This window comes from Fulverythrobacter ferritrahens (genome assembly GCF_020539485.1).
GTDB lineage: Bacteria > Pseudomonadota > Alphaproteobacteria > Sphingomonadales > Sphingomonadaceae > Andeanibacterium > Andeanibacterium ferritrahens.
Genome location: NZ_JACDXU010000001.1, coordinates 346,649 through 371,844, shown reverse-complemented (window position 1 = coordinate 371,844; position 25,196 = coordinate 346,649). Strand labels below are relative to the sequence as shown.

The following is a 25,196-nucleotide window of genomic DNA, read 5'->3' as shown; positions in this document are numbered from 1 at the left end:
CAAGCGTTCTAATTTGAAATTATTAAGCAAAGAAAACAGGTGAACCGGCAGATGCGTTAATGTAAATGGTTACCGAGCGAAATCGTCACTCAGGGGCCAAGGATGAAGCCGACCTTTACGGAAATCGCCGTTTGGAGCGCCGCTATATGGTCGATTGGCATAATTGCTTATGCTGGCCTGAGCGCGGCCTTGGCAGGCAATCGACGTCCCCTCAAGGGGCAGCGGCTCGTCCTTGTGGCTCTGAGCACCGTATTCTCCGTCGGCGCCATTCTCCTCGGCTGTTATGGGGCCGGTCTGCTGCTTGAAAGGCTCATCCCATCCGGCGGTTTGGTGAACGGAGTTATTTTCGCCTTCACCTTCATTGGCGTATTGTGGGCCAGTTCGATCCTTGCCCAGCTTGCGAAGAATGCGGCCTATCGAATGGTGGGCAAGGCACCAATGCCGATTGAATGGTATTATGTGCGGCTTCCCAAACCCAAGCGACGCACGAAACGCTGGAAGGACGAAGGCTTCGACCTGCGGAAGTTTTGACATTCCACGCGACGGCGGCCAGCCTGCCGCCATGTGCAACCTCTACAAGCTCAGCCAGGCCGGAGCGGAAGTGGCCCAATGGTTCGGCGCAACGGACCGCATGATGGGCGCGAACCATGCCGAGCTGATCTTTCCCGGCTATACCGGCCTGGTCGTCGCCCAGGGGGAAGTGCGGGTGATGAATTGGGGCTTTCCTCTCGCCCAGGTCAGCAAGCGCACCGGCAAGGCGATCAAGCCCAAGGTGGTCACCAATACGCGCGACGATCGGCTCCATTCCGCCTTCTGGCGCGACAGCTTCCTGCACCGCCGCTGCCTGATCCCCGCCACGGCCTTCGCAGAGGCAGAGGGCGATTATGGCAGCATGACGCGCACCTGGCTGAGCGTGCCGGGCGCGGATTTGCTCGCCATTGCAGGGATCTGGCGCGAAAGCGACGAATGGGGGCCAGTCTATTCGATGGTTACCTGCGCCCCCTGCGCACAAACGGCTGAAATTCATGATCGCATGCCGGTGGTGTTGCCGCCCGCCACTTGTTCCGAATGGACCAACGGCACGCCGGAGCAAGCCTTTGCACTGTGCCAGCCTTACTCCGGGGTGATGTCGATCGAGCAGACGCCCGTGCGCTGGAACGCGGATTAGACCGAGTGAAAGTGCGGCGGTTTCCTGCTGGATTTGTCCGGAAGCCGCCATTCCGGACACGACACCATTGCGGACATGCGGCTTACTTGTGTTTGAAAGTCCAGCTTCGTCCTTCTGCGGAAGCTCCGTTTATCAGAACCTCTGGCTCGTCGAGATGCCCGCCCGGCCAGACGACTAGCTCCCGCTCATTGATGAAGTTCACCTCCAAGGCGTCGCCATCTTCCGGGACTTGGAAGATAAGAGTTAGTTTCTCGCCGGGTTCAAGTTCGTAGCATTCGGGCGTCGGCTCAATGGACACGTAGATGGGCACATCACGGTCATTCGTTATGGTTTGGCGGCTCACCTGCATTGCGCTTTGCTAGCATCAGTGAATGTCCGCTTTCCACAACAAAGTCGCCGAATGCTGCCGTTCCGGACACGACAGCATTGCGGACGTTTGCATTGTCGTCATGCTGAACTTGTTTCAGCATCCATCTTTCCCCACAGGCTGCCGTTCGATCCGGAAAAATAGATCCTGAAACAAGTTCAGGATGACGAGTTTCTCATGGCCGCTTTCCACAACAATGCGGCCATTCAGCCTCCCCACAAAGCCTCCTGGAAGCGGACCCTCATTCAGGTCTTGTCCCCTCATTCTGCGGGTCTTTCAATCGTAGCTGGGGGAACGCCTCGAGAAACGCGGCCAGATCCGCGACAGTGCGGAAATACCAGTAGCCGCCGAAGCTGAAATGGTTCTGCCCGCCGACATTCTCATTGAGCCATTCCTGAGCCTCAAGCAGCACATGGCCAAAGCCGCGATCCGGAGCAGGCGGCTCAAGCGCCACTCTGATCGGATATTGCTGGATACGGGTTTTCCAATAGGGGACCATTCGTCTGACCATGAGCAGAACATAATCGGAACATTCGATTCGGCCAATATGGCTCGGAGCCACTCGTTCAGCGCTCGCGTGACCGGGCATGCTCCCTCATCACCCGAACGGCCAGCTTGCCCGCAAGGAAGCCAAGGCAGGCGATGCCCAGCAGAACCGCAATTTTGAGAACAGCCAGCATGGAGGGGATTATAGCATCCGCTGGTGCCTGCGCCGACGCAATTTAGCGTCCAAACAACAGCCTGAATTCCGTGCGTAATGCAATGTAGCCCTTGACTACATTGTAGCCCTAGGCTACATCCCGGACATGAAAGAGATCGTCTATACCCGCAACGCTCTCAGGGCTCTGCGCCGGATGCCTGCCAATGTCGCGGCGCGCATCAGGGCCAAGGTCCAGCAATATGCCGCCGATCCTGCTTCACTCGCCAATAATGTAACCGAGTTGAAGGGGCGTGACGGCATCCGGCTGCGAGTGGGTGACTGGCGTGTCATCATGGAGGATGGCATCGTTCTGGCGGTTCTCGAAATTGGCCCGCGTGGCGGGATTTATGAATAAGCCCCTCAATTCAAGGAGGAACATGATGGGCGAAATGGTCACTATCAGCCGGGCGGAATATGACCGGCTTATCGAAACGGCGGAAGATTTCGCGGACCTTCGCGCGTATGATCGCGCCAAGGCCGCATTGGCCGCTGGCGATGATGAACTCATTCCGGAAGATGCCGTGCGCCGAATTCTGGATGGCGAAAGCCCGCTGCGCGTCTTCCGCGAATTGCGTGGGTTGTCTCAGGTCCAGCTGGGCGAACTCTCGGGCGTGAACCGGGTGCAGATCGTGGATATCGAAGCGGGCCGCAAATCCGGATCGATTGACACGGTCAGGAAGCTGGCCACCGCATTGAACGTGGCGATTGACGATCTGGTCTAGCTCCCTGCCGGACCTATGTCCGCGCCCTTAAAAGACACCGAACAGCCGGGAGCGACTGGCCTTGACGGCTTGCCGGTCCCGTTCCTCGCACCGCGCCACGATGCCCACTGCCGCGCGATAGCGATCGTTCGACTTGTCGAGCTGGCCGGTCTGGGCATCGCCAAAGATCATCCAGTCCGCCAGCGATTGGCCTGCCGGCAGTTCCGCGCCTGGCACTCCCTCCTGCCATTCATCGGGCAGCAGGCGGCTGCAGGCACTCGGGGCGGCCACGATAGGCGGCGCGCTTACACAGGCTGTGCAGGCCAGCAGCATGGGCGGCAGGGTCCACAGGCGCATCTGCGCCCGGTGCGGAACGGATTTCATGTGCGTTCTCCGATGAGAGACTATCGGCAGCAGCCTCGCTGGCGATCTGCCCGCCGATGGCGGCCACGGCATCGCTGCCGCTTTCCATGGCCGCACCGGCAAGATTGCGGTTCAGCCGGGCATCCACTTTGGCGGATTTCCCGCCAGTCGCCGTGGCGAGTAGCCACCACATGCCAAGGCCAAGCAATGCTACCCCGATCAGCCACGGAGCCAGTTTGCGCCACGGGCCGGTCAATGGAGCGCCCCCAGCCCTTCCCGGCACACCTTGGCCTCCCGCGCCCGCCGGGCGACCAGGCCGCGCGAAACGGCACCACCGGCACGGTTCCACCAGGTGATAGCGCTGCACCCGGTGGGATAGTCGAAAGCGTTGAACCGGGCCCGCGCGGTGGAGGCGCAATAGCGGCCGGGGCCGATATTATAGGCGAGCGAGACAGCGGCGAAGCGGGGGCCTTCGCGGCGGCGCTCGATCACCGGATCGCCGGACAGGGCGAGGCCGGGTGTGCAGGCCATCACGGCGGCGGCATGTTTCACCAGTTCCTCTTCCAGCATGGCCGCGCATTGGCTTTCGGTGAACTTCATGCCCGGCAGAATGGGCCGCCCCTGATAGGTGGTGATGCCATCGCAGGCCGTAGGGACGCCCACCATATCCAGATAGGCCGTGAGATATTGCCGCCCGGAAATGTGCCGGATCTGCAATTGCCCGGCCTGCCCCATGCTGGCTTCCACCCTGCGGCCGCTTTCCTCCATCGGTATGAAGGCGCCCAGGGCGAGCGCCACCCCGCTGCCCACCAGCATGGCGAGGGAGAGCTTGCCCCGGCTCATGGCTGCCCCTCCCCCCGGCGCACAAAGCGCTGGATAGTGGGCGTTTCGTAAATGCGGATGGCCGTCCATACGACCGAGAGCAGCGCCGCGATGGAGGGGAGCCACTGGACGATGGAAGCCACCACCGTGCCGATCGACACGGCATCGATCGTGTGCTTGGTGCCGCTGGACAGATTGCTGAAGAAATCGCGCATGTCGGCCGCTCCGATCAGGGCTTGAGAGTGGCGGCCGGGGTGAACTCGTCCCCGTGGAAGCGCCCGCCTTCGGCAAAGTCGCGCGCAGCCAGCGTGTTGATGGCGGCGAGCATGGCACTTGCCTTGTCAGCCAGAGTGGCCCCCGCGATCTCTGACAGGTCCACAAGGTCCAGCTGGGCGCGGTAGAAGATCCCGCTGCCCGCTTTGTTGTAGTTCGATGTGGCCCATCCGCCCTGCGCGCCGCCGTTGAAGAACACCCTTCCGCTGCGGAGCGAGAAATTCGCCGGCTTGGCTCCAGACCAGCCCTGGCTGCCCACCGCCGATACGCCCGGCATATCAAGTGCATTGTGGGTTTGCCCGGCAATCAGGGCGGAGCCCGGCAGCAGGCCGCTGCCATTCTGCATCACGTAAAGCCGGTTGATGCTGGGCGTGGTGGTATTGCAGAGATGGGCAAGCGATTGCGGCGCGGTATTGCCTGCCGTCACCAGCGCCCGCGTCGGCCGGTGCCAGAGCGTGAACAGCACGCCGTAATCGGCGCCGGCATCGGTCTGGCCCATCAGCCATTCGGCAAAGGGCTGGCTGTAAAGCGCACCGAAATTGCAGATGGCGTTCTGTTCGCCCGCCTGAGTGGAGGCGACATGCAGGCCGCCCTTTTCGGTCACTTCGGCAGCGGCGAAGCCTGCGGAAAGCGTGTTGTCGATCGTGAAGTCGCAATCGGCCAGGGAGAGGCCGGTAATCTCCGCCATCCGCTCCCGCATCAGATTGGGCAGGACGGCATTATGCGCGGGAATTTCCTCAAGCGGGGCAAAGCCCGCATCCCAGAGGGCCACGGTGCTATCCCACACTCCCTCGTAAGGCTGATATTTGCCGAGAGGAGAGGCGCTGGCCGCGCCGGCGAGCATAAGTGCAGAGCCCATAGTTCAGATCCATCCAAGTTCGCGCAGGCGCTGGTTGATGAAGAAATCCTCCTGCCCGTAACCGGCGGCGTTCATGTGAGTCGGGTCGGAGGGGTAATTGACGAAGAAGCTGGGCGGCAGGCTGCCATTGGCAATCGCGGCATCGTCAGCCTCAGTGGGCGCGATCCCGGCCTGCGCCAGGGCGGCATAGCTGGAGAGATAGGCCAGCGAGTTGACGAAGCATCGGCCATAGCGGTTCAGCATCGCGCCATGCACCGCCGCGCGGCCCGCCAGAGTGGCCGTGGTGAAGCCGATCACGAGGAAGCGGCGCACCGGCCGGGTCTGGCTGTTGACGATGGAATCGATCATCGCCAGCAGCTGCTCGGTGTCGGCATAGCCGCCGTTCTGGCCGATCTTGATAATCAGGATGTCGCCCCGGCGATTGGCATAGGCATCGGTCACTACCGGGGCCGGGAAAGGCACTGGCACTTCGGCGCCACTGTTTGAGCGAGTGAAGGTGTAAATTCCTCCGGCAAGGCTGAGCGTGCCCACTACCCCGGCGATGCTGCAGGGATTTACTCCGGCGCTGCCCTGCATCAGCGGGGCGACATCGCCCCCATCCATGCTCTTGAGCGTAACGGCCACGCCGCCGCTGGCCGGAATGGCCCCGCCGGAGATGGTGGCCAGCCAGGGCCACGATCCGAAGCGCCCGGCAATGGTGCGGGCAGTCTCCCCGCCGACGCCCAGATTGCGCACCGTCCGCCCGGTCAGCGCGGCCAGATTGCTCGTGCCTGCCTGCGCGGTAAGACTATCCCCGATGCGGGCAATGTCCGGCCCGGAAATGCCGCCATTGGCCAGCACGGGATAATTCTGGGTGATGGCCGCCAGCACCGTCCCGGCAGGGATGATCGCGCTATCGTCCAGCGCAATGCGCCATCTGCCGTTCAGCAGCACGCCGCCCAGCATCTGATCGGCGCTGTCGATCAGGCCGAAGAGATAGCCCGAGCTTTCGGGCATGGGCATGAAGCGCACCCCGCCTCCCAGCGGCGGCACCCCGGCATCATCGGTGAGGAACAGCTTCCACTTGCCGGTGGCCCGCTCAATCAGGGCAAGGATATTATCCGCCTCGTCCACCAAAGCGTGGGAATAGATGGCGTGGTAAAACGGGCGGAGGCGAAGCGAGCCGAAGCGTTGTTCCAGATCGCTTTTCGTCTCCCCACCGCTGCGCGCAATCACATCTTCATCAAGCGCTTTGAAGGGGGATGGCTGCGACATGGGGGCCCTCTGGCAGTGGTTACATTCCCACCTTTGCCCGCCCCCACGCTCCTCTCTACCGGCGGCCCTTGTGGTGCCCGCCATCACAAAGGGGCCCGCTGGCAGTCGCGCAAGGCAAGTGGCGAAGTGCGCCCATGCCCTTCACTGCCATCGATCTTTCCCAACTGCCCGCGCCGGTCGCCGTCGATCCGCTGGATTACGAGGCGATCCTGGCCGAGATGCTGGCCAAATATCAGGAGTTGTTCCCCGATTTCGTGCCGGTGGAGAGCGATCCTGCCATGCGCGTGCTGCAGGTGGCGGCATGGTTCCGCCTGCTGGACCGGCAAAAGGCCAATGACGATGCCGTGGGCGCGATGCTGGCCTATGCCACGGGCGCGGATCTGGACCAGATCGGGGCACGCTTTGGCGTGCAGAGGCTGCAGATTTCCCCCGCCGATCCCGAACAGAACCTGCCCGCCGTCATGGAATCGGATGCCGATCTGCGCTTCCGCATCACGCTGGCGCCGGAAGGCTATTCAGTGGCCGGACCGGAAGGGGCATATCTCTATTATGCGCTGACGGCGGATAGCCAGGTGGCATCGGTTACGGCGCGCAGCCCCGCCCCGGCGGAAGTTGAAATCTATGTGCTGTCCCGCGCGGCCGAGGGCACTGCATCGCCCGAGCTGATCGCCACGGTTGCCGCTGCCCTGTCCGACAAGACAGTGCGCCCCATTGGCGACCGGGTGACGGTGCAATCCGCCACGATCGTGCCCTATGCAATCGAAGCGCGTATCACCAGCTTCGCCGGGCCGGATGCCTCCATAGTCATGGCCAATGCCCAGGCGCGGATTGAACAATTCGTGGCCGATAATCGCAAGATCGGGCGGGACATCACCCGCGCGGCCATCAATTCGGCGCTATTCGTGGGCGGGGCGCAAAATGTCTCCATCCTGTCCCCGGCGGAAGACATCGTGCTGGACGATACGCAGGCGGCGATCTGCACCGGCATTGCCATTTCACATGCGGGCATTGCCGAATGAGCATCCTGCCGCCCAATGCCAGCTCGCAGATGCGGGCACTGGAACAGGCCGTGGCCCTGCCGCCTTTGCCGGACCAGACCATCCGCACTTATTGGGATCCCTATCGCTGCCCGGAACATCTGCTGCCCTGGCTCGCCTGGTCTTTCTCGGTCGATAATTGGGATGCGGGCTGGCCCATCGCCGTGCGCCGCGCGGTGATTGCCAATTCCATCGAAATCCACCGGCGCAAGGGAACGCTGGCCTCAGTGGAGCAGGCCATCAGCGCCTTTGGCGCGGCCATTGCCATTCGCGAATGGTGGCAAACCGATCCGCCGGCAGAACCCGGCACCTTCAATGTCGTGCTGTCACTGGCCGCCGTGGCGGGCGCACCGCCCAGCGAGGAATATCTCACCTCCGTCATTCGCGAGATCGAGCGGACCAAGCCGCTTTCCCGGCACTTCACCTTTACCCAGGGACTGGAAGCGAAAGCTGCCCCTGCACTCGCCATGGCCGCCCGTCCCGTGGCCTATGCCCGCCTGCGCTTCACCGCAATTTCCGCCCCTGAAATCGACCTGTCCAACGTCCTTTCCGATCCGGACAGCGGCGCATTCCTGACCGACCCCGATAGCGGCCAGCTGCTGACCGCGCCCATTCCGGTCTGACCATCCAAGGATCCCGCGATGGCCTTTACCCTGACTGTCACCAATATGGGCTTTGCCGCGCTGGTGAATGCCCAGCACACAGGCACCGCGCCAGTGGCCATCGCCGCTTTCGGCCTGTCCGAAGCTGCGCTGGCCCCTGCCCCTGCCCTCACCAGCCTGCCGGGCGAAGTGAAGCGCCTGGCCACGCTTTCCGGCGATCAGGTGGATGATGGCACCATTCACCTGATCGTGCGCGATGACAGCGCCGATAGCTATACCATGCGCAGTGTCGGGCTCTATCTGGCCGATGGAACCCTGTTCGCCATCTATGGCCAGGAAGAACCGATCATCGCCAAGGCGGCGGCTTCCATGATGTTGCTGGCAATCGATGCGCGCTTTGCCAATATCGATGCTGCGCTGCTGAGCTTTGGCGATACCAACTTCCTCAATCCGCCCGCCACCACTGAGCGGCTTGGCGTGGTGGAGCTGGCGACGCCGGCAGAGGCGCAGGCGGGCATGGATGCCGAACGGGCCGTGCCGCCCGCCGCCCTGCTGGCAGCCGTCACGGCATGGCTGAATTCCCGCTTCGGCATCGGGAATAGCGGCATCTGGCACCCCGGCAATGATGGGGCCGGATCTGGGCTGGATGCGGATTTGTGGCGCGGCCAGACTCCGGCGCAATTCGTGGATAGCCAGATCACTGCCGCGCTGGTGTTGGCCCGGCTTGGCTTCACGCCAGTCAACAAGGCGGGTGATAGCATGGCAGGGCCGCTTGCCCTGCCCGGCGCGCCCACGGCCAATCTGCATGCTGCCACGAAGAAATATGTCGATGATCTGGTGGCGGGCGCCGGGATCGGCTTCACTCCGGTGAACCGGGCGGGCGACAGCATGACCGGACGCCTGACCCTGTCCGACGCGCCGCTGAACATCATGCACGCGGCCAACAAGGGCTATGTGGATGATCAGGTGGCCGCCGCTGCCCTGCTGGCCCGGCTCATGACCGTGGATGGCGCAGGGTCCGGACTGGATGCCGATCTATGGCGCGGGCAGACCCCGGCCCAATTCCTGGACAGCTTCGTGACCGCCGCCCTTATCCTTGGCCGGATCGGTTACACGCCTGTCAATCGTGCGGGCGACACCATGGGCGGCTTCCTGACGCTCAACGCCGCGCCCAGCGCCACGATGCATGCGGCGAACAAGGGCTATGTCGATAATGCCGTGGCCGGGGCCGCGCTGGGCTTCACTCCCGTGAACCGCGCGGGCGACACCATGACAGGGCGGCTGACCCTGTCCGGCGCGCCCACGTCCAATCTCCATGCGGCCACCAAGCAATATGTCGATCAGCTGGTGACGGCGGCGGCGCTGCTGGCAAAGCTGGTGACAGTGGACGGCGCGGGATCCGGGCTGGATGCCGATACGCTGGACGGTTACCACGCCGGCGATTTCGATCGCATCGCCAGCAGGAGCTATGCCGCCACCGGCTATCGCGTGTATGCGGACGGCTTCAAGGAAATGTGGGGCAGTGCCTATGTTCCGGCAGGCGGCACCACCAATGTCAGTTTTCCCAATGGCGGCTTTTCCAGCTGGGTGAACCTCAGTCTGGGCGTTTCGATCCGCGCCAGCGGCGGCACGCAGGACAATGTGGGCTGGACCACCAAGAACAACAGCGGCTTCACCCTGCGCAATGTGGAGGGGATCAGCCAGCAGGTGGAATGGTCCGCCAGAGGCGTTTGAGAAAGGACGATCCCATGAAGATTTCTATCGGCAAATTCGACCCGGAAACCCGCACAGTGCCGGTGACCTTCACACATGAAAAGGTGCGCCACCGCCGCCTGATCAATGCCGCCCTGGACGCGGATGGCACTTACGACCGCAAGGCCACGCGCGAGCTGATCGACGCCCAGGCACGCGGGGTGGAATATAAAATCGAGCGGGGGATTATTGGTTAGGCCGCCAAATATCTGATCTGGCGAAGCTAGTTACGCCACGTGAAAAAGCTTCGCTTTCGCCACTTCATCCGCGGATTGAGCTCGCCCGAACAGAAAACCTTGGCCGAGATTACATCCCACTGACCGGAGGTAATCCTCTTGGTCCGGGGTCTCTATGCCTTCCGCCACAGTGAGAATGTTCAGCGCACGGCACATGTGAACGATCGCATCCACGATCGCATAGCGCCCATTGAAACTGCGGATTTCCGAGACGAATGACCTGTCGATCTTTATGACATCGACCGGAAAATTCCGCAGATGTGCGAGAGAGGCAAATCCTGTCCCAAAGTCATCCAGACAGATCGTGATGCCCTGCCCCTGCAGCTTTTCCAGTTCCTTCATGATCTTGCCGGTTCGGCTTTCCATGAGGACGTTTTCAGTTACTTCAACCTGCACCGCGTCAATCGGAATGTTGCGGCTTCCCAACGCCCCGGAGATTCTTTCAAACAGCGCCCCCGAGCGCAAGTCGGCCGAAGTGGCATTGATTGCTACATGCCCATAGTCGATTCCGCTGAGGGTCCACTGTTGAATGTCGTCCGCAATCTTGCCGAGCATGATGTCCGTGATTTTGGTCGCCATCTCGTGATCGTCAAACGCCGCCGCCAGGCAATCGGGCGAACGCATCACGCCAACTTCATCGCGCCATCGCAACAGAGCCTCAAGCCCGACCCTGCGGCCCGTCCGAAGGCAATGCTTGGGCTGATAATAGGGGATGATGGATTCGTTTCGAATTGCGGCCCGTGCATTGCCAATCATGAACGATCGTTCGTTCATCTCGTCTGCCATTCTGGCGCTGAACGTGCGGAAGGATCCCTTCCCACTGCGCTTAGCGGCGTAAAGTGCCAAATCGGCATGGCGCAGCAATGTGTTTATGTCCCGACCTTGTTCGGGGAACAGGCTAATCCCCATGCTCGCCCGCACATCCACCACCCGGCCGTCGCTCAGAGCAACCGGATCACCGAGAGTTGCCACAATTTTGCGGCACAGATGCTCCGCCGCTACTCCCTCGCTATCACTATTGATCAGGATTCCGAATTCATCGCCGCCGAGGCGTGCAAGCAATCCACCTGGATCAAGGAGCGGTCGGATCCGGTCGGCCACTGAACACAGCACCGCGTCACCGGCCTCGTGGCCGTTGGTGTCGTTGACATCCTTAAAATTATCGAGATCAATCTGGATCAGGGCAAACGGGCCGCTGACACGCCCTCCATCGCTCAGGCGGGTCTCAAGCACCCGAGAAAAGCTTCGACGGTTGGCCAGGCCGGTCAAATTGTCGTGATTAGCGATCCACCGGACCTTTTCATGCGTCTCGATCTCGTTCGTGATGTCACGAAAGCTCAGGATCAGGCGTCCTTGCGGGGTGTCGCCTTGCACCAGGCGGCCAGCACAGGACAACCAGCGAGCCTTGGCCGTATCGGCTCGGATAATTTGGAATACTTCCTTGAATCGAAAGCCAAGGCGCAGCGTATCGCGGTCGCCATAACGCCGGCGAATTTGGAGACGACGATGGCGCAGACGGTGCATCTCGCCTTCCGCCAGACGACCGAGGAATTTCCGCAAATTGGGTTCGGTGGATTTGTTCAGTCCCAGCAGATCGACCAGCTTTGCGGACCAGACCTGCTTCCCAGAGTGGAGGTCTATGTCCCAGATGCCCATCTGAGCTGCGTCCACCGCGAGCGAAAGCCGTTCCTCGCGCTCTCGTATCGCATGTTCGGCGGCGATTTCGGCATCAATATCCTTGGCAATCGCCACCAGAGTTGCTGCACTTTCATCCCCATCTTTCACCATGGAAATCGTCACTTCGCACCAGCGACAACTGCCGTCCTTGTGAACGTAGCGCTTTTTTACGGTGCTTGGTTGCCCCGTGCGCAAACACTCTGCAACGCTATCCAGGGTTGCCTTGAGATCGTCGGGATGCGTGAACTCCTCGAAGTGTAACCCGTCAAGCTCCTCCGCCGTTCGACCGGTTAGCTCAGCATATTTCTCGTTCATCAGGATAATATTGCCCGATATGTCCCGATGCAGGATGCCGACAGTTGCGTTGCGCAGAACGGTCGCCATTCGGGCTTCGCTTGTCAGAAGCGCGGCTTCAGCATTTTTGTATTTCGAATAATCTATTATATAACCTTCAAGCGTGCTCGTTCCCGCATCGCGGGTTACAAGGCCGCTTTCGCGAAGCCAGGTCAGTTCGCCTCCCTTCTTGCGGAATCGATAGACTACTTCGTAAGCGCCTTCTTTCCGGCTTGCCTCCAAGACGGCATTTTCCAAGACCGCCAAATCCTCGGGCTCAATGCAACCTGACCAGCTCGCGGTCCCGGTGAGAAATTCCGACCTCTCGTAACCGGTCAGGCGCGTGACGGTGTCGCTCAGGAAACTGATCTGGCGGGGGAATTGAAGGCTGCTTCTGAAAACGGTTCCGGGGAGATTTCCAATTAGATTGTCACTCGCCGCGCCACGTTTGGCGTGATCATTGGCAATCGGATCACCAAGCAATTCTGTCCCACGCCGGTCCATCACTGCCGTGGCAAGATTTGCCAGCGATTCCAGTCCACGTATCTGTTTTTCGCTGAGCCCGGACGGGCGCGCAGAGCTCGACATGACGCAGATCGCTCCGAAAGCGATACCGTCAGCCGAGAAAAGCGGTGTCCCGGCGTAGAACTCCACCGCGGGCAAGTCGATCAACGACCAGTTGTGCCCGACTGTCGGGGCGCCAGGACTGCTGGACTGATAAAAGCGGCCCGCGCTGAGAACACTCTCACACACAGACCAACTTCTTGGCGCTTCGCCGGCATCGACTCCGATACGGGCCTTAAACCAATACCGATCCTCGTCGAGCAGGCTCAGAACCACCATCGGCGTCTCGCAGATCGACGCGGCAAGGCGAACAAGCTCATCAAAGGCCTGATCTCGAAGAGAGTTTTCGATTTTTGGAGGTCGGAGAATGGCCATTCCATTGGAATGACCATTCTCGTCACTGAACAACCAAGAGTTCTTCATTATGCACGCAACACACTGTTATGTTTGTCGTTTGACCCGAAAGGCGCGATGCGCACGAAGAGCCCGTAATGATCAAAACGTAACCAATGTGTTAACTACCAACCATATGCCCTAAAGGTCAGGGGGTAGACCACCGAGCTCAGGACATTTGATTAACCTATTGAATTTGTGATCGACACCACCACAAAGACAGTCGTTCAATTTTTTCGATTATAGCATCCATCCCTCGCCTTCATGGAAGACGAGGACGACATTCCCGGCAAGATTGGCGATTTGCTGCGCCCTGGCCGGATTGCGTCGGTCGATCTGGAGGCCGGGCTGGCCGAGGTGGAATGCGGCGAAGTCCTGTCCCCGCCTGTGCCCTGGACAGAACTGGCGGGCGCGTTTCGCACATGGGCGCCGCCCAGCGTGGGCGAACAGGTTCTGCTTATCTGCCCGGAGGCGGACATCGCCGGGGCGATCATCCTGCGCGGGCTGCTGTCCAACGCCTTCCCCGCGCCCGCCAGCGATGAAAACCACCATTTGCACGGCCCCAATGGGCTGACGATCAAACTCACTGCTGACGGGATCGTGATCGCCGCGCCCGGCGGAATCGACATTACCGGCGATGTCACCATCACCGGCAATCTGGCCGTCAGCGGCGATGCCGATGTGGATGGCACGGTCACCGGGCAAAGCGATGTGATCGCCGCCGGGATCAGCGGCAAGGGCCATACTCACCCCGGCGTGCAATCCGGCGGTGCCAGCACGGCAGGCCCGCAATGAGCGCGATGGACCGCAATACGGGCCGCGCGCTGAGCGGCGATGCCGAGATTGACCAGAGCGTGGCCGAAATCCTGACCACGCCCAAGGGCAGCTGCGTGATGCGCCACGAATTCGGCAGCGATCTGTTCAAACTGGTGGACGCCCCGCTGGGCCCTGCCCTGCCCCTGCTGTTGTTTGCGGCCACGGCCATTGCCATCCGCCGGTGGGAGCCGCGCGTGCGCCCCACCCGCGTTTCCGCGACTGGGCTGACCCGCGCGGGCCGCCCGGAACTGACCATCAAGGGCTATCGCACCGATCTGCCGGGCAAGCCGCCTTACTCCCTCACCCTAGCCCTCTAGCCACTGAAAGGCCGCCCCATGCCCTATTACCACGGCATCCGCGTAACCGAGAATAACAGCGCCACCCGCGCCATTGCCGATGTCGCCACTTCCACCATCGGCATGGTCTGCACTGCCGATGATGCCGATGCCGCCACTTTCCCGCTGAACGAGGCAGTGCATCTGGAAGACCTTGCCGCCGCAATCGGCAAGGCCGGGGATGACGGCACGCTGGCCCGATCGCTGGATGCCATTGCCGACCAGGCCAATGCCCCGGTGGTGGTGGTGCGCGTGGCCGAGGGAGAGACCACGGCGGAAACCAGCGCCAATGTTGTTGGCACCACCACGGCGGGCGGCGAGTTGACCGGTATGCAGGCGCTGCTGGGCGCTGAATCCCAGCTGGGCCTTCGCCCGCGCATTCTGGGCGCGCCGGGGCTGGATGGGGAAAGCGTGGCCGCAGCCTTTGCCACTGTGGCGCAGAAGCTGCGCGGCTTTGCATATTGCGCGGCGCAGGGTGACACTTTGGGCGAGCTTTCCGCCTATCGCCAGAATTTTGGCCAGCGGGAAATGATGCTGATCTGGCCGGAATTTTCCGACTTTGATGGCAGCGCGATTGCCCGCGCTCTGGGCCTGCGGAGCAAAATCGACCAGCAGACCGGGTGGCACAAGACCCTGTCCAACGTGGCAGTGAACGGCGTGACCGGCCTTGCCCGCCCGGTGCCCTTTTCCATCCTGGCCAACGATGTGACCCTGGCCAGCCAGCTGAACGATGCGGACATCACCACGCTGGCCCGGATCGATGGCTATCGCTTCTGGGGCAACCGCACCTGTTCGGACGATCCGATCTACGCTTTCGAAAGCACGGTGCGCACCAGTTACGCCCTGCAGGATGCCATTGCCGAAGGGCTGGTCTGGGCCATCGACAAGCCGATTGTGCCTGGCCTGATCCGCGACATCCTTGAGAGCATCAACGCCAAATTCCGCGAGCTGAAGGCGGATGGCCGCATCATCGGTGCCGAAGCCAGCTATAATTCCGCCGATAATCCTGCGGAAGCCCTGAAGGCGGGCAAGCTGGTGATCGATTATGAATTCACCGACTGCGCGCCCGCCGAGGCCATCGGCCTGCGCCCGCAGATTTCCGACCGTTTCTATTCCCAGCTGCTGGCGGCCTGAGCACGCCCGCCTTCCCCCAATTTTCCGGAGTAATCAGCCATGGGCATGCCCTCCAAACTCAAGACCCTGACCGTTTTCAATGACGGCGAATCCTATCTGGGCGAAACGGGCGAAGTCACCCTGCCCAAGCTTGTCCGCACGCTGGAAGACTGGCGCGGCGGCGGCTTCGATGCTGCCGTGGGCGTAGACCTGGGCGGCGAGCCGATCGAGTTCGAATGGAAGATCGGCGGAATGCTGGAAAAGGTCTATTCCCAGTTCGGCGCCACGACGCTGAGCGCGGTGCCGCTGCGCTTTGTCGGTTCCTATCAGGACGACAATACCGGCCAGACCAAGACGGTGGATATTACCGTGCGCGGTCGCCATTCCGAGATCGATCCCGGCAGCGCCAAGGCTGGCAGCGATACCGAGCAGACCGTGAAGACCCGCTGCGCCTATTACAAGCTGATGGTCGATGGCCGCACGCTGATCGAGAAAGACGAGATCAACATGGTCTTCATCGTGGGCGGCGTGGACCGCATGGCCGAACATCGCCGCAATCTGGGCATCTAGCCCGCAGAAGCTTCGCCCCGGCGTGCATCGAGCGGACGCGCCGGGGCGGGGAATTTTCCGCTCCCCCTTCCCCATCCTCGAAAGGTGCCCCATGGCCGACCAGTCCGCCGCTGCTGCGCGCAAATTCTCCGATCCCATCACGCTTTCCGAACCCATCCAGCGCGGCGATGAGCAGATCGCGGCCATCGCCCTGCGAAAGCCCCGCACGGGCGAGCTGCGCGGCCTTTCCATTCAGGATCTGATGAATGCCCGCGTCAGCGCTGTGCTGGACGTGCTTCCCCGTATTGCCACCCCGCCAATCACGCAGGCGGAGGCCGATGCTCTCGATCCGGCAGACGCTGCCGCCTGCGCCGGTGCAGTCATCGATTTTTTTCTGACCCCGGCCGACCGCCAGCGAGTGGAGGCAGTGTTGAAGAGCTGATCGCGGACATTGCCCTGATCTTCCACTGGCCGCCCGCCGTGCTGCTGGAAATGGAACTGGCCGAATTGCGCATGTGGCGGGAACTGGCGGTCAGCCGCTGGAATGACATCAACCGGGTGGCCGAATGAACAAGAACCTGCGCCTTCTCGTCAGCTTTGCCAGTTCCGACCGGCTGTCCGGCCCGCTGAAGAATATCGTGGGGCTGGGCCAGTCGGGCAGCGAACAGCTGGCCGCGATGAAGCGCGAGGCGCGCGATCTGGAAAAGGAAATGCGCAATGTGCAGGGGGAACTGAAGCGTTCCACCGGCAATGTTTCCGCCCTGATGAACCGCGAACGCGACCTGGCCGAAAGGATTGCCCGCACCAATAGCGAGATGGAACGCCAGACCAAGCTGCTGGCCATCAATGCCCGCGCCGATGCCATGCGCAATCGCGGTGCCGATCTGCGCTCTGCCGGAACCGAAAATATCGTAACCGGCGTGGCCATGGCCGCCCCGGCGGTGCTGGCGTCAAAGCAGGCCATGACCTTTGAAAGCGCCATGGCCGATGTGCGCAAGGTGGTGGATTTCGATACGCCCCGGCAGTTCCAGCAAATGGGGGACGATCTGCTGGACCTTTCCACGCGCATCCCGATGACGGCGGAAGGCATGGCCCAGATCGTGGCCGCCGCCGGGCGCGCGGGCGTGGCGCGCAAGGAATTGCTGACCTTCACTGAAGATGCCGCGCAGATGGGCATCGCCTTCGATACCACGGCAGAGGATGCCGGCGGCATGATGGCCAAATGGCGCACTGCCTTCGGCATGGGCCAGAAGGACGTGCGCACTCTGGCTGACCAGATCAACGCGCTGACCAACACCTATGGCGGCAATGTGGGCGCCGTGGCTGGCATCACCACAAGGATCGGCGCGCTGGGCAAGGTGGCGGGCCTTGCCGCGCCGCAGATCGCGGCCATGGGCCAGTTGATGAATTCGGTGGGCGTGGAAGAGGAGATCGCCGCCACTGGCATCAAGAACATGATGCTGGCCATGACCAAGGGGGACAAGGCCACCAAGAGCCAGCAACAGGCAATGGAAGCGCTGGGGCTGGACGCTCGCGACATGGCCGCTGCCATGCAGAAGGACGCGGGCGGCGCGATCCTGGGCCTGCTGGAAAAGCTGCGCCAGCTGCCCAAGGAAGCGCAGGCCGGCACACTGACCCAGCTATTCGGATCGGAAAGCGTGGCCGCCATTGCGCCGATGCTGACCAATCTGGACCAGCTGAAAAAGAACTTCGCCCTGGTGGGGGACAGCACAGCCTATGCGGGCAGCATGCAGAAGGAATATCTGGCCCGCATCGCCACCACCGAAGGGGCGCTGGGGCTGGCGAAGAACGGCCTGTCCGCCGTGAATATCACGCTGGGGCAGGCCCTGCTGCCGACCATTACCGAAGGCGCGCAAAAAGTGGTGGCCATCGCCAATTCCGTGCGCGCCTGGACGAAGGAACATCCCGATCTGGCCAAGGGCCTGATGCTGACTGCCACCGGCATTGCCGGGGTGACCTTGGGCCTTGGCGCGCTGAAACTGGGCATTGGATTTGCGATTGGCCCCCTGGTGACGCTCTGGAAAGCGTGGAAGCAGTTTCAGATGCTGAAGGAAGCGGGCACCTTCGTTTCCGCCTTCGGCAAGATCCGCGGTGCCGCCCTGATGCTGGGCCAAGGCTTCGTTCGACTAGCCGCGATGATGTCTGTCACCCCCTTGGCGCTCGGCGGCATTGTGCTGGCGGTGGTCGTGGTGGGCTATCTGATCTGGCGCTATTGGGACAACATCAAGGCGGCCTTCAATTCCGGCCTGGCCATGCTGTCCGGCGCGTGGAACTGGCTGAAGTCTACCTTCATGCGCTTCCCCTATCTGTTCGGCCCCATCGGTGTGGCCGTGGCCTTTGTCATCCGCCATTGGGACGGGATCAAATCGGCCTTTGGCGCCGGGCTGGACTTCCTTGCCGGCCTTCCGGGCAAGATGCTCGGGCTGGGCAAGCAGATCATGGCCGGACTGCTGAACGGGCTCGATCCCTTGGGCCTGCGCCACCGCCTGCTGGACATCGCCAAAAGCGGGCTGACTGCCTTCAAGAATTTCTTCGGAATCAAATCCCCCTCCCGTCTGATGATGCTGCAGGGCAGTTTCATCACGCAGGGCCTTGCCAGCGGGATTGAGCGCGGCGGGGATGGGCCCGTGCAGGCAAGCCGCGCCATGGCGGGCGATGTGGCCATGGCCGCCATGCGCCCACGCAACCTCCCCTTGGCCCTCTCCCCAATGCGCGGCGCAGCTCCGGCAGCGGCGAACAATAATTTCACCTTCGGCCCCGGCGCCATCACCATCAAGGCCGCGCCGGGTCAGAGCGCCGCCAATATCGCGGATGAAGTGGTGGCTGAATTCCGCCGCCTGGCGGACGGCAAGGCCGCTGCGAAGCGATCTTCCTTTTCCGATCAATAGGAGCCTGCGCCATGCTGATGGCCCTGGACCAGTTCATCTTCGAAATCGGCACCCTGCCCTATACCGAGCTGCGCCACCGCTTCGAATGGCGCTTTGCCGAAGGGGACCGCTTTGGCGTGCGCCCGGCAACGCAATTCCTTGGCCCCGGCGCGGAAAGCCTGGACCTTTCCGGCGCGCTTTATCCGGGGGACGGGATCGGCGCCTATTCCTCTATCGAGACGATCCGCGATCTTGCCGCGCGGGGCGATTCCTACACCCTCACCAGCGGCGCGGGCGAAGTCCTGGGCGAATTCACTATCCGGTCGCTGGAACTGACGCAGAGCCTGTTCTTTGTAGACGGTGCCCCGCGCAAATCGGATTTCGCCCTCTCGCTGGTGCGCGCCGATGGCTGACCTGCCCTTTGCCACATGGCTGGTGATGCTGGACGGGAAGGACATGACCGACAAGCTCAACCCCCGCCTGCTTTCCGCCAGCATCACCGAAAAGCGGGCCGAGGAAGCCGACCAGCTGGACATCGTGCTGCAGGATGCGGACGGACTGCTGGAATTGCCCACACCGGGCGTGGAGCTGGAAGTATCCATGGGCTGGCTGCGCGGCGCGGGCCTGCCCCTTGGGCTGGTCCACAAGGGCCGCTTCCGGGTGGATGAAGCGAAGTGGAGCGGCGCGCTGGACATCGTGACCATCCGCGCGCGCAGCGCCGATTTCACCGATGCCTTCCGCGTGCGGCGGGAACGCAGCTTTGTGGGCAAGAGCGTGCGGGACGTTCTCTCCACCATTGCCGGGGAAAACGGCCTGGGCACCGCCATCGATGCCGCGCTGGGCGGCAAGACCATCCCCGCGCTGGGGCCCGGCGCGAAAAGCGATGCCGCGCTGCTGATGCTGCTGGGCAAACGCTTTGATGCCATGGCCACGGTGAAGGCGGGCAAGCTGCTCTTCGCCCCGATCGGCAAGGGCAAAGCCCCCACCGGCGGCACGATCCCCGCGATAACAATCGACCGCGCAGCCACCAATGGCGCGGAATATGAACGGATAGAGCGGGAGAATTACGGCGGCGTCATTGCCGTGTGGCATGACAAGGCCAGCGGACGACGGCAGGAAGTGCAAGTGGGCGGCAGCGGCAAGAGCGACACCAAGCCCAAGCGCATCCGCAAGACCTTCGCCAATGAAGCCGACGCCCGCCAGGCCGCCGAAGGTGAAGACAGCCGCCTGACCCGCGCCAAGGCGAAATTGAGCTTCACCCTGCCGCTGGGGCGGCCGGATATTTATCCGGAAACGCCGGTGACGGTGACGGGGTTCAAGGCGGAGATCAACGCGCGGAAATGGGTTGTGGCGGAGTCGGTTCACACCATGGATGGCGGTGGTGGCTTGGTATCGAAGCTGGTGCTGGAGGCCACAAGGTGATTAATCTTGTTCGCTCGTTTGACTATCTGCCGCGGCGTTAACATGTCGCTGTTCGTATTAGCGATGCGAGACAGGAGAAGCCCCTCTTCCTCTTCTCGCGATCGACCTTGCCAAGTGAAACTTTCAAGTCTGCGCCACAGCACAAGGAGGGACGGTTCACATGTACTATCACGCAAAATCCTTGCGTTTCGTAACAAACGGTGTGAGTCCTTAATTTCTAGCGCGTTGTCGAAGGGCATTCTTGGCAAGCGTTTGAACTATCAAACTGCAAGTGCGAGGCTCTAATGCCGAAAGTTAAGCACAACGAAGCGCCCGAAGAGCGGAGCGCCAGGTTTCACGCCAAAGTCGAGCGCATGATCGCCACTGGCGAGCTAAGTTGCAGCGCCAATGACGCCACTCTTGATGACCTGATCAGGGTCGGGGCGCGAGCCAAGATTCTCCAGTCGAATGACGAATGATGGACTACACCGCGTTGTTGGCAGGTGCATCTACTGCGATTCCACGGACGCGCTAACAAGAGAGCATATTATTCCGGAAGGGCTCGGTGGTCGTCGAGCCCTGGAAGGCTACCACGAGGCGCACGTTCTCCGAGAGGCCAGTTGCGAAGTGTGCCGACAAATCACTCAATCGTTGGAGCAAGAGTGTTTGCGTCGCGTATTCCCCTTCGTTCGGATCGCCCTGGATCTCGACCGAAAGGATCGACGACCGCCGCAGTACAAAGTCATAGTGAAGGATGGGCAGGGAAATCTGGAAGAGCGGTGGCTTCCTCGCAACGAATTACCCATATCGCTTGCCATGCCGATTTATGGTGATCCCACGATAATGATCAAACCTGCCCATCCCAATCAAGTGTTCTGGGGTGTTACGCAACTCGTTGGGCCAGTATCTCCAATGATTGCTCCACTGACAAGTGATGGAAAAGAGATAGTCTTCCCTGAGGCGCCGAAACGCTACAACATGCGCCATGTTCATTTGACTGCCCGAATGATGGCTAAAATCGCTCTGGGGTGGTCGGTACTTTATCTAGGACCCGATGGTTTTAAACCTCTGATCAGAGAGTTTATATTGGGTTCCGACACTGATTTCGCTCGATGGATGGGGGGATTTGCGCGCCATATTTTGACAGGAAAGCCACATGCCCAAGTGAAGGCTGAGCCAGAAGCTCTTCACATGTTCAGGCTGGCATTTGAACCTAAGAACGAAAAAGAAGAGTTCGTTATCGTTTGCATGCGCCTGTTTGCCATGTTCAATGGCCCCGAGAATTGGGTCGTCGTAGGCACTAGACGTCGCTGAGGGCAGCGAGGACAAGTCCTCAAGATCCCGACTACGCCGCACAGGATGTGCAACTGGCCCTCGTGTGCCACTTCCGGCGCGACCTCCGGATTATCGGATAGAATCTTCACCCTAGCCGGAGGCGGCCTCAGTCACTTGATCATGTTGCTGCCTCAATACGCAAACGCGGCGTGGAGTCATCCTTCTAGTTCAGCGATCCGGTCCAACAGCGCCTTTTCGAATTTGTAGATATCGATCGCTCCCGCCACCGAATGGCGCGTCTCGTCCTTGCCGGTGAACAGCCCCAGATAGCGGACGTTCTCGCTGTTGAAGTGTAGCCGGGCGAGCGGCTTGCGATTGTTATCGTCCAGCAGGACCGCGCAATAGGACTTCGCGTCTCTGATCACCACGCGCGCGGGATCGATCACACGGGCCGCAATAGCCCGCACTATGTTGTAACCGGCCAGCTCTTCTTCGGTGGTCACAATCTCGTCAGCGCCAGCCACCTCAACGGGTTCCTCCTCATGGGGATTGGAGGCGCTCAGCGCTGAATTCAGCCGGTCGTTGACCTTGTCACGGATTAGGCCGCTGATCGAACGGGTGATGTGTTCTTTGAAGGTTTCCCGCACCTGCGGAGTGAGGTTCCCTTCATGGATGCGGCCAGCGATCAAGCGCACGAACTGATCTGAAGGGCTGGCAAATTCCTTCTCCAGTTCCGCATCGACAAGCGACTGCAGCTTCAGGCTGCCAGCCTCGCGAATGATCGCATCGACATCGAAGGATTGCTTGGCAAACTTCTCCAGCGTCCGGAGGTCTGTCTTGCTGTATCGCTCAAGCGTAAACTCGAAGAACGGCACTTCGTCCATGCGGTTCGCAGCGTCGATGTCAGAGTAGAATTTGTAGATAACGCCATTGGTCAGCACCGCGACGCGCACTTCCTGAATGGCGGAAAAATACCGGAAAAGCTGGGATGCGTGCTTCAGGTTAAGCTCGCCGTTGGCGGGCTTGCATTCAACCAGCATGCGAATGGCATCGCCATCCTTGATGGCGTAATCGACCTTTTCGCCCTTCTTCGTCCCCACATCGCAGGTGAATTCTGGCACCACCTCGCCAGGGTTGAACACATTGTAGCCCAGGGCTTGCAGGAAAGGCATGACAAGAGCGTTCTTCGCCGCTTCCTCGGTCGCCAGAACTTCCCGGTGCGCGCGCATTGTCCGCGCGACTTCGTCAATCTTCGATCCCAGATCCATAGTGCCCCCCATTCTCGTCGTCACATCTTCCGAACGATCCCCACTACGCGGCCTAGGATGTGCAATTCGCCATCGTGTGCCACTTCCGGCGGGACCGCCGGGTTGTCGGATAGAATCTTCACGCCATCCGGAGTCGGCCTCAGTCGCTTGACCATGCCGCTGCCGCAATACGCAACAGCCCATATCTTGTCGGCCAAGGTCATGTTTTGCTGAGAAGTATCGATCAGCAGAAGATCGCTATCGTGGATGGTGGGCATCATGCTGTCGCCTGCGCCCTGGGCGAAATAGACCGCTTCTGGATTTGCGCTCGTATATTGGCGCAACCAGTCCCGGCTGAAGTGACGGACCTGTTTTGTGACGGGAACTTCCAGAGCCGTTGCGCCCATGCCGAACCGAAGATCGATTTCCTGAACTTCGACCAGGTCGAGTTGTTCGGCCAAGGCGTGGGCAGATGGCACCGGCAGCGCCCCAACAGAAGGATCGTCCGTTTCGCCTGAAAGGTATTCGGCAGTAGTGCCCAGCGCGCGCGCAATCTTGTGAAGATGCGACGATCCCGAGCTGATGCCCGATTCCAATTTGCCGATTGTCGCCTGAGACAGGCCAACCTGCTTCGCAAGCTGAGTCTGAGACAGGCCCAACTTGTTCCGCAATTCCGCGATTCTCTCACCTGTGCGCATAGCAACACACACTTATTCCGTTTGGAATTGCTCGATACCTTCGATATGCCCTTGACGTTCTAATTCCATATGGAATAAGTGGGGGCATGGAACACGACCTGACACCCTTGGAAGCCTTGGAACTCGCCGTTACCCGCGCGGGGAGCCAATCAGCGCTGGCGCGTATTTGCCGAGTTGGACAACCGGCGGTCTGGAAGTGGCTGCAATCCTCCAAGCGAATCCCGGCCCAGCACGTTATCGCAGTGGAGTTCGCCACTAACGTTTCCCGCCACCAGCTGCGCCCGGATATCTACCCACTCGAACCTGCACTTCCCGCCTCCGCGATTGGCGAGGAAGCCCCGCTCTGTGGCCCAATCCTATCCGCCCATGCGCTCGCGAAATACGGCAATCTGGCCAAGTATATGGACGAAAGGGAAGTTGCGGCATGATCGGGAAGACCCTAGCTCGCCATGCCATCAAACCGAACCTGCCTCACTCATCCCCGAGGCAGGCTCCGGTTACGCTGGGCGGGGGCTCCCCGCTTGCCCCCGCCCAGCCCATCAAACACACGCTGCTACCCATTTCCGAACCGGAATGGCGCTATGACCCGGCAGCGCTGGAAGTGCGCCTGGCGGAGCGTAATCGGCGGGTGCAGGCCATTGCCGCCAAGGTGCAGCTGGCAATCCTCGCCATCCTTGCCCTTGGGCTGGCGGTGGGCCTGCCGATCATGGGCAAGAATATCTGGCTGGGCGTAACTACCCCGCAGGAGGCGCGGCCATGAACGACCCCGCCCAGCGCCGTGAAGACCGGCTGCTGATGATTGGCGCCTGCGTAGTGGGCGCGCTGACCAGCCTGTTGTTCCTGATGATCATCGCCGGGGATGCCCGGCCTTGAACTGCCCCCTTCCCTATCGTTTTCAGGAGCCTGCCGCGTGACGATCCCTCGCCAGCCCCTCACCTTTGAAAATGCCCTTTGGCAGATCGCCGCCCTGCTGGGCTGGGATGGCTGCGCGGCGGTGCTGGGCAAATCCGAAAGCCAGGTGCGCAAGCTGGGCACGCCCGGCGTGGAACGTGAAATCAGCCTGCGCGATGCCGTGCGCCTGGACGCGGCATTCCGCGCCGCCGGGGGCGACGGTGCGCCCTTGCTGGAATGTTATGCCATCAAGCTGGATCTGAAGATCCCGGTGGAGCCTGCCGCGCCTGCCTGCATGATTGTGGGCGCCGGGCGCGCAGCCAAAGAAAGCGGCGAGGCAGTGGCCGCCGCGATCGATCTGGCCCGCAACGCCAATGATCCCCGCGCCCGCGTGAAAGCCTGCCGCGAAATTGAAGAGGCGATCACGGAACTGACCCGCCTGCTTACCCGCATTGCCGCCCAGAACGAGGAGAGCCGCGCATGATGCCCGCCCGCGCCCAGCCCCAGCAACCTGCCCCAGCCAATGTGCATCGCATCCACATGGGCAAGGCCCCGGCGGTAAGCTGCCCCGTTTGCGGGCAGAAGGCCCACACGCGCAGCAGCACCGAGATTACGCCCACCTATCGCGAACTCTATTACCGCTGCAGCAATATCGCCTGCGGCATGACCTGGGTGGCCAGCCTCAGCTTTGAGCGGGTGCTTTCCCCAAGCGGGCTGGGTGATCAGTTCCGCGCGCCGCGCCCGGCCCAGCAGCGCCCACCGGGGGAGGATTTCGGGCAGATGTCCATCTTTGAGATGATCCCCAAGCCTTCCGGCTGAGCGGGCCCGGCGCCCTAAGCCAGCCCCGGACTTAGCCTCCACTCATCCGCTCCCATCCCTGTT

At 61.5% G+C, this 25,196-nt stretch carries 35 protein-coding genes; 23 read left to right on the top strand and 12 right to left on the bottom strand.

From position 1 onward, the window contains the following. Nucleotides 1–330 precede the first annotated feature (330 nt). Together H0274_RS01745 and H0274_RS01740 are read left to right on the top strand one after the other, a co-directional pair. Complete coding sequence (locus H0274_RS01745; RefSeq protein ID WP_226792620.1) at nucleotides 331–531, top strand: hypothetical protein; 201 nt, start codon at nucleotides 331–333, stop codon at nucleotides 529–531. Nucleotides 532–562: 31 nt separating this feature from the next. After that, nucleotides 563–1,168 (top strand): SOS response-associated peptidase, encoded by a 606-nt coding sequence (locus H0274_RS01740; protein ID WP_226792618.1) that lies wholly within the window; start codon nucleotides 563–565, stop codon nucleotides 1,166–1,168. Between the two features lie 82 nt (nucleotides 1,169–1,250). Here the strand turns inward: H0274_RS01740 and H0274_RS01735 are convergent, their stop codons facing one another. The 3 genes from H0274_RS01735 to H0274_RS01725 form a co-directional block, all read right to left on the bottom strand. Next, nucleotides 1,251–1,517, bottom strand: a complete 267-nt coding sequence (locus H0274_RS01735; RefSeq protein ID WP_226792616.1) for a hypothetical protein — start codon at nucleotides 1,515–1,517, stop codon at nucleotides 1,251–1,253. Then, nucleotides 1,486–1,638 (bottom strand): hypothetical protein, encoded by a 153-nt coding sequence (locus H0274_RS01730; RefSeq protein WP_226792614.1) that lies wholly within the window; start codon nucleotides 1,636–1,638, stop codon nucleotides 1,486–1,488. The genes H0274_RS01735 and H0274_RS01730 overlap by 32 nt, the downstream gene beginning before the upstream one ends. 138 nt (nucleotides 1,639–1,776) lie before the next feature. Continuing rightward, on the bottom strand, nucleotides 1,777–2,046 hold the full coding sequence (locus H0274_RS01725; protein WP_226792612.1) for a hypothetical protein: 270 nt from the start codon (nucleotides 2,044–2,046) through the stop codon (nucleotides 1,777–1,779). 295 nt (nucleotides 2,047–2,341) lie between these two features. Between H0274_RS01725 and H0274_RS01720 the strand changes: the two genes are divergently transcribed. Both H0274_RS01720 and H0274_RS01715 read left to right on the top strand, forming a co-directional pair. Continuing rightward, nucleotides 2,342–2,590: a type II toxin-antitoxin system RelE family toxin gene (locus H0274_RS01720; protein ID WP_226792610.1), complete on the top strand. Its 249-nt coding sequence runs from the start codon at nucleotides 2,342–2,344 to the stop codon at nucleotides 2,588–2,590. A gap of 22 nt (nucleotides 2,591–2,612) precedes the next feature. Then, nucleotides 2,613–2,957: a helix-turn-helix transcriptional regulator gene (locus H0274_RS01715; RefSeq protein ID WP_226792608.1), complete on the top strand. Its 345-nt coding sequence runs from the start codon at nucleotides 2,613–2,615 to the stop codon at nucleotides 2,955–2,957. A 27-nt stretch (nucleotides 2,958–2,984) separates the two neighbouring features. Here the strand turns inward: H0274_RS01715 and H0274_RS01710 are convergent, their stop codons facing one another. Genes H0274_RS01710 through H0274_RS01685 form a run of 6 tightly spaced genes read right to left on the bottom strand, consistent with a single transcriptional unit; the run spans nucleotide 2,985 to nucleotide 6,507 of the window. Continuing rightward, complete coding sequence (locus tag H0274_RS01710) at nucleotides 2,985–3,227, bottom strand: hypothetical protein (protein ID WP_226792606.1); 243 nt, start codon at nucleotides 3,225–3,227, stop codon at nucleotides 2,985–2,987. After that, nucleotides 3,187–3,555, bottom strand: coding sequence for a hypothetical protein (locus tag H0274_RS01705; protein ID WP_226792604.1), 369 nt, complete (start codon nucleotides 3,553–3,555; stop codon nucleotides 3,187–3,189). The genes H0274_RS01710 and H0274_RS01705 overlap by 41 nt, the downstream gene beginning before the upstream one ends. Beyond that, nucleotides 3,552–4,142 carry a lysozyme gene (locus H0274_RS01700; RefSeq protein WP_226792603.1) on the bottom strand — a complete coding sequence of 197 codons (591 nt, stop codon included), beginning with the start codon at nucleotides 4,140–4,142 and terminating at the stop codon, nucleotides 3,552–3,554. The genes H0274_RS01705 and H0274_RS01700 overlap by 4 nt, the downstream gene beginning before the upstream one ends. Next, entirely contained in the window at nucleotides 4,139–4,336 is a 198-nt protein-coding gene (locus H0274_RS01695; protein WP_226792601.1) for a hypothetical protein, read from the bottom strand. Before H0274_RS01695 ends, H0274_RS01700 begins: the two co-directional genes overlap by 4 nt. Before the next feature lie 14 nt (nucleotides 4,337–4,350). Further along, a complete protein-coding gene (locus H0274_RS01690) occupies nucleotides 4,351–5,253 on the bottom strand; it encodes a hypothetical protein (RefSeq protein ID WP_226792599.1) in 903 nt (300 codons plus the stop codon). Nucleotides 5,254–5,256: 3 nt separating this feature from the next. Continuing rightward, nucleotides 5,257–6,507: a hypothetical protein gene (locus tag H0274_RS01685; RefSeq protein WP_226792597.1), complete on the bottom strand. Its 1,251-nt coding sequence runs from the start codon at nucleotides 6,505–6,507 to the stop codon at nucleotides 5,257–5,259. 134 nt (nucleotides 6,508–6,641) lie between these two features. Here H0274_RS01685 and H0274_RS01680 point away from each other — a divergent pair, with 134 nt between their 5' ends. From H0274_RS01680 to H0274_RS01665, 4 genes are read left to right on the top strand one after another with little or no spacing between them, the layout of a single operon-like run. Next, a complete protein-coding gene (locus H0274_RS01680) occupies nucleotides 6,642–7,526 on the top strand; it encodes a baseplate assembly protein (protein WP_226792596.1) in 885 nt (294 codons plus the stop codon). Next, nucleotides 7,523–8,167: a phage tail protein I gene (locus H0274_RS01675; RefSeq protein WP_226792594.1), complete on the top strand. Its 645-nt coding sequence runs from the start codon at nucleotides 7,523–7,525 to the stop codon at nucleotides 8,165–8,167. Before H0274_RS01680 ends, H0274_RS01675 begins: the two co-directional genes overlap by 4 nt. An 18-nt stretch (nucleotides 8,168–8,185) precedes the next feature. Further along, nucleotides 8,186–9,880 carry a phage tail protein gene (locus H0274_RS01670; RefSeq protein WP_226792592.1) on the top strand — a complete coding sequence of 565 codons (1,695 nt, stop codon included), beginning with the start codon at nucleotides 8,186–8,188 and terminating at the stop codon, nucleotides 9,878–9,880. Between the two features lie 14 nt (nucleotides 9,881–9,894). Further along, nucleotides 9,895–10,095 carry a hypothetical protein gene (locus tag H0274_RS01665; RefSeq protein WP_226792590.1) on the top strand — a complete coding sequence of 67 codons (201 nt, stop codon included), beginning with the start codon at nucleotides 9,895–9,897 and terminating at the stop codon, nucleotides 10,093–10,095. 30 nt (nucleotides 10,096–10,125) lie between these two features. On the opposite strand, the gene H0274_RS01660 is transcribed toward H0274_RS01665, so the two are convergent. After that, nucleotides 10,126–13,116, bottom strand: coding sequence for a sensor domain-containing protein (locus H0274_RS01660; RefSeq protein ID WP_226792588.1), 2,991 nt, complete (start codon nucleotides 13,114–13,116; stop codon nucleotides 10,126–10,128). 249 nt (nucleotides 13,117–13,365) lie between these two features. Between H0274_RS01660 and H0274_RS01655 the strand changes: the two genes are divergently transcribed. The 11 genes from H0274_RS01655 (at nucleotide 13,366) to H0274_RS01605 (ending at nucleotide 21,517) form a co-directional block, all read left to right on the top strand. Continuing rightward, complete coding sequence (locus H0274_RS01655; protein ID WP_226792586.1) at nucleotides 13,366–13,896, top strand: phage baseplate assembly protein V; 531 nt, start codon at nucleotides 13,366–13,368, stop codon at nucleotides 13,894–13,896. Further along, nucleotides 13,893–14,234, top strand: coding sequence for a GPW/gp25 family protein (locus tag H0274_RS01650; RefSeq protein ID WP_226792584.1), 342 nt, complete (start codon nucleotides 13,893–13,895; stop codon nucleotides 14,232–14,234). Before H0274_RS01655 ends, H0274_RS01650 begins: the two co-directional genes overlap by 4 nt. A gap of 18 nt (nucleotides 14,235–14,252) precedes the next feature. Continuing rightward, entirely contained in the window at nucleotides 14,253–15,386 is a 1,134-nt protein-coding gene (locus tag H0274_RS01645; RefSeq protein WP_226792582.1) for a phage tail sheath subtilisin-like domain-containing protein, read from the top strand. Between the two features lie 45 nt (nucleotides 15,387–15,431). Further along, entirely contained in the window at nucleotides 15,432–15,935 is a 504-nt protein-coding gene (locus H0274_RS01640) for a phage major tail tube protein (protein ID WP_226792580.1), read from the top strand. 91 nt (nucleotides 15,936–16,026) lie between these two features. Beyond that, nucleotides 16,027–16,356, top strand: a complete 330-nt coding sequence (locus tag H0274_RS01635; protein ID WP_226792578.1) for a phage tail assembly protein — start codon at nucleotides 16,027–16,029, stop codon at nucleotides 16,354–16,356. Further along, entirely contained in the window at nucleotides 16,281–16,484 is a 204-nt protein-coding gene (locus H0274_RS15690; RefSeq protein ID WP_413463469.1) for a GpE family phage tail protein, read from the top strand. Before H0274_RS01635 ends, H0274_RS15690 begins: the two co-directional genes overlap by 76 nt. Then, nucleotides 16,481–18,823 (top strand): phage tail tape measure protein, encoded by a 2,343-nt coding sequence (locus H0274_RS01625; protein ID WP_226792574.1) that lies wholly within the window; start codon nucleotides 16,481–16,483, stop codon nucleotides 18,821–18,823. Before H0274_RS15690 ends, H0274_RS01625 begins: the two co-directional genes overlap by 4 nt. Before the next feature lie 11 nt (nucleotides 18,824–18,834). Next, nucleotides 18,835–19,215, top strand: a complete 381-nt coding sequence (locus H0274_RS01620) for a phage tail protein (RefSeq protein ID WP_226792573.1) — start codon at nucleotides 18,835–18,837, stop codon at nucleotides 19,213–19,215. Beyond that, complete coding sequence (locus tag H0274_RS01615; RefSeq protein ID WP_226792571.1) at nucleotides 19,208–20,224, top strand: contractile injection system protein, VgrG/Pvc8 family; 1,017 nt, start codon at nucleotides 19,208–19,210, stop codon at nucleotides 20,222–20,224. The genes H0274_RS01620 and H0274_RS01615 overlap by 8 nt, the downstream gene beginning before the upstream one ends. A gap of 284 nt (nucleotides 20,225–20,508) precedes the next feature. Next, entirely contained in the window at nucleotides 20,509–20,682 is a 174-nt protein-coding gene (locus H0274_RS01610) for a hypothetical protein (protein ID WP_226792569.1), read from the top strand. 364 nt (nucleotides 20,683–21,046) lie between these two features. Continuing rightward, a complete protein-coding gene (locus H0274_RS01605) occupies nucleotides 21,047–21,517 on the top strand; it encodes a hypothetical protein (protein ID WP_226792567.1) in 471 nt (156 codons plus the stop codon). 176 nt (nucleotides 21,518–21,693) lie between these two features. Here H0274_RS01605 and H0274_RS01600 read toward each other — a convergent pair whose 3' ends face one another. Together H0274_RS01600 and H0274_RS01595 are read right to left on the bottom strand one after the other, a co-directional pair. Further along, a complete protein-coding gene (locus tag H0274_RS01600; protein WP_226792566.1) occupies nucleotides 21,694–22,707 on the bottom strand; it encodes a type I restriction enzyme HsdR N-terminal domain-containing protein in 1,014 nt (337 codons plus the stop codon). Between the two features lie 59 nt (nucleotides 22,708–22,766). Next, a complete protein-coding gene (locus H0274_RS01595) occupies nucleotides 22,767–23,423 on the bottom strand; it encodes an XRE family transcriptional regulator (RefSeq protein WP_226792565.1) in 657 nt (218 codons plus the stop codon). A gap of 86 nt (nucleotides 23,424–23,509) precedes the next feature. On the opposite strand from H0274_RS01595, the gene H0274_RS01590 reads away from it, so the two are divergent. From H0274_RS01590 to H0274_RS01575, 4 genes are all read left to right on the top strand, one after another. Continuing rightward, nucleotides 23,510–23,851, top strand: coding sequence for a transcriptional regulator (locus tag H0274_RS01590; RefSeq protein WP_226792564.1), 342 nt, complete (start codon nucleotides 23,510–23,512; stop codon nucleotides 23,849–23,851). After that, complete coding sequence (locus H0274_RS01585; RefSeq protein WP_226792562.1) at nucleotides 23,848–24,183, top strand: hypothetical protein; 336 nt, start codon at nucleotides 23,848–23,850, stop codon at nucleotides 24,181–24,183. Before H0274_RS01590 ends, H0274_RS01585 begins: the two co-directional genes overlap by 4 nt. 150 nt (nucleotides 24,184–24,333) lie before the next feature. Beyond that, on the top strand, nucleotides 24,334–24,798 hold the full coding sequence (locus H0274_RS01580) for a hypothetical protein (protein WP_226792560.1): 465 nt from the start codon (nucleotides 24,334–24,336) through the stop codon (nucleotides 24,796–24,798). Continuing rightward, complete coding sequence (locus tag H0274_RS01575) at nucleotides 24,795–25,133, top strand: Ogr/Delta-like zinc finger protein (RefSeq protein ID WP_226792558.1); 339 nt, start codon at nucleotides 24,795–24,797, stop codon at nucleotides 25,131–25,133. The genes H0274_RS01580 and H0274_RS01575 overlap by 4 nt, the downstream gene beginning before the upstream one ends. Nucleotides 25,134–25,196: the final 63 nt, after the last annotated feature.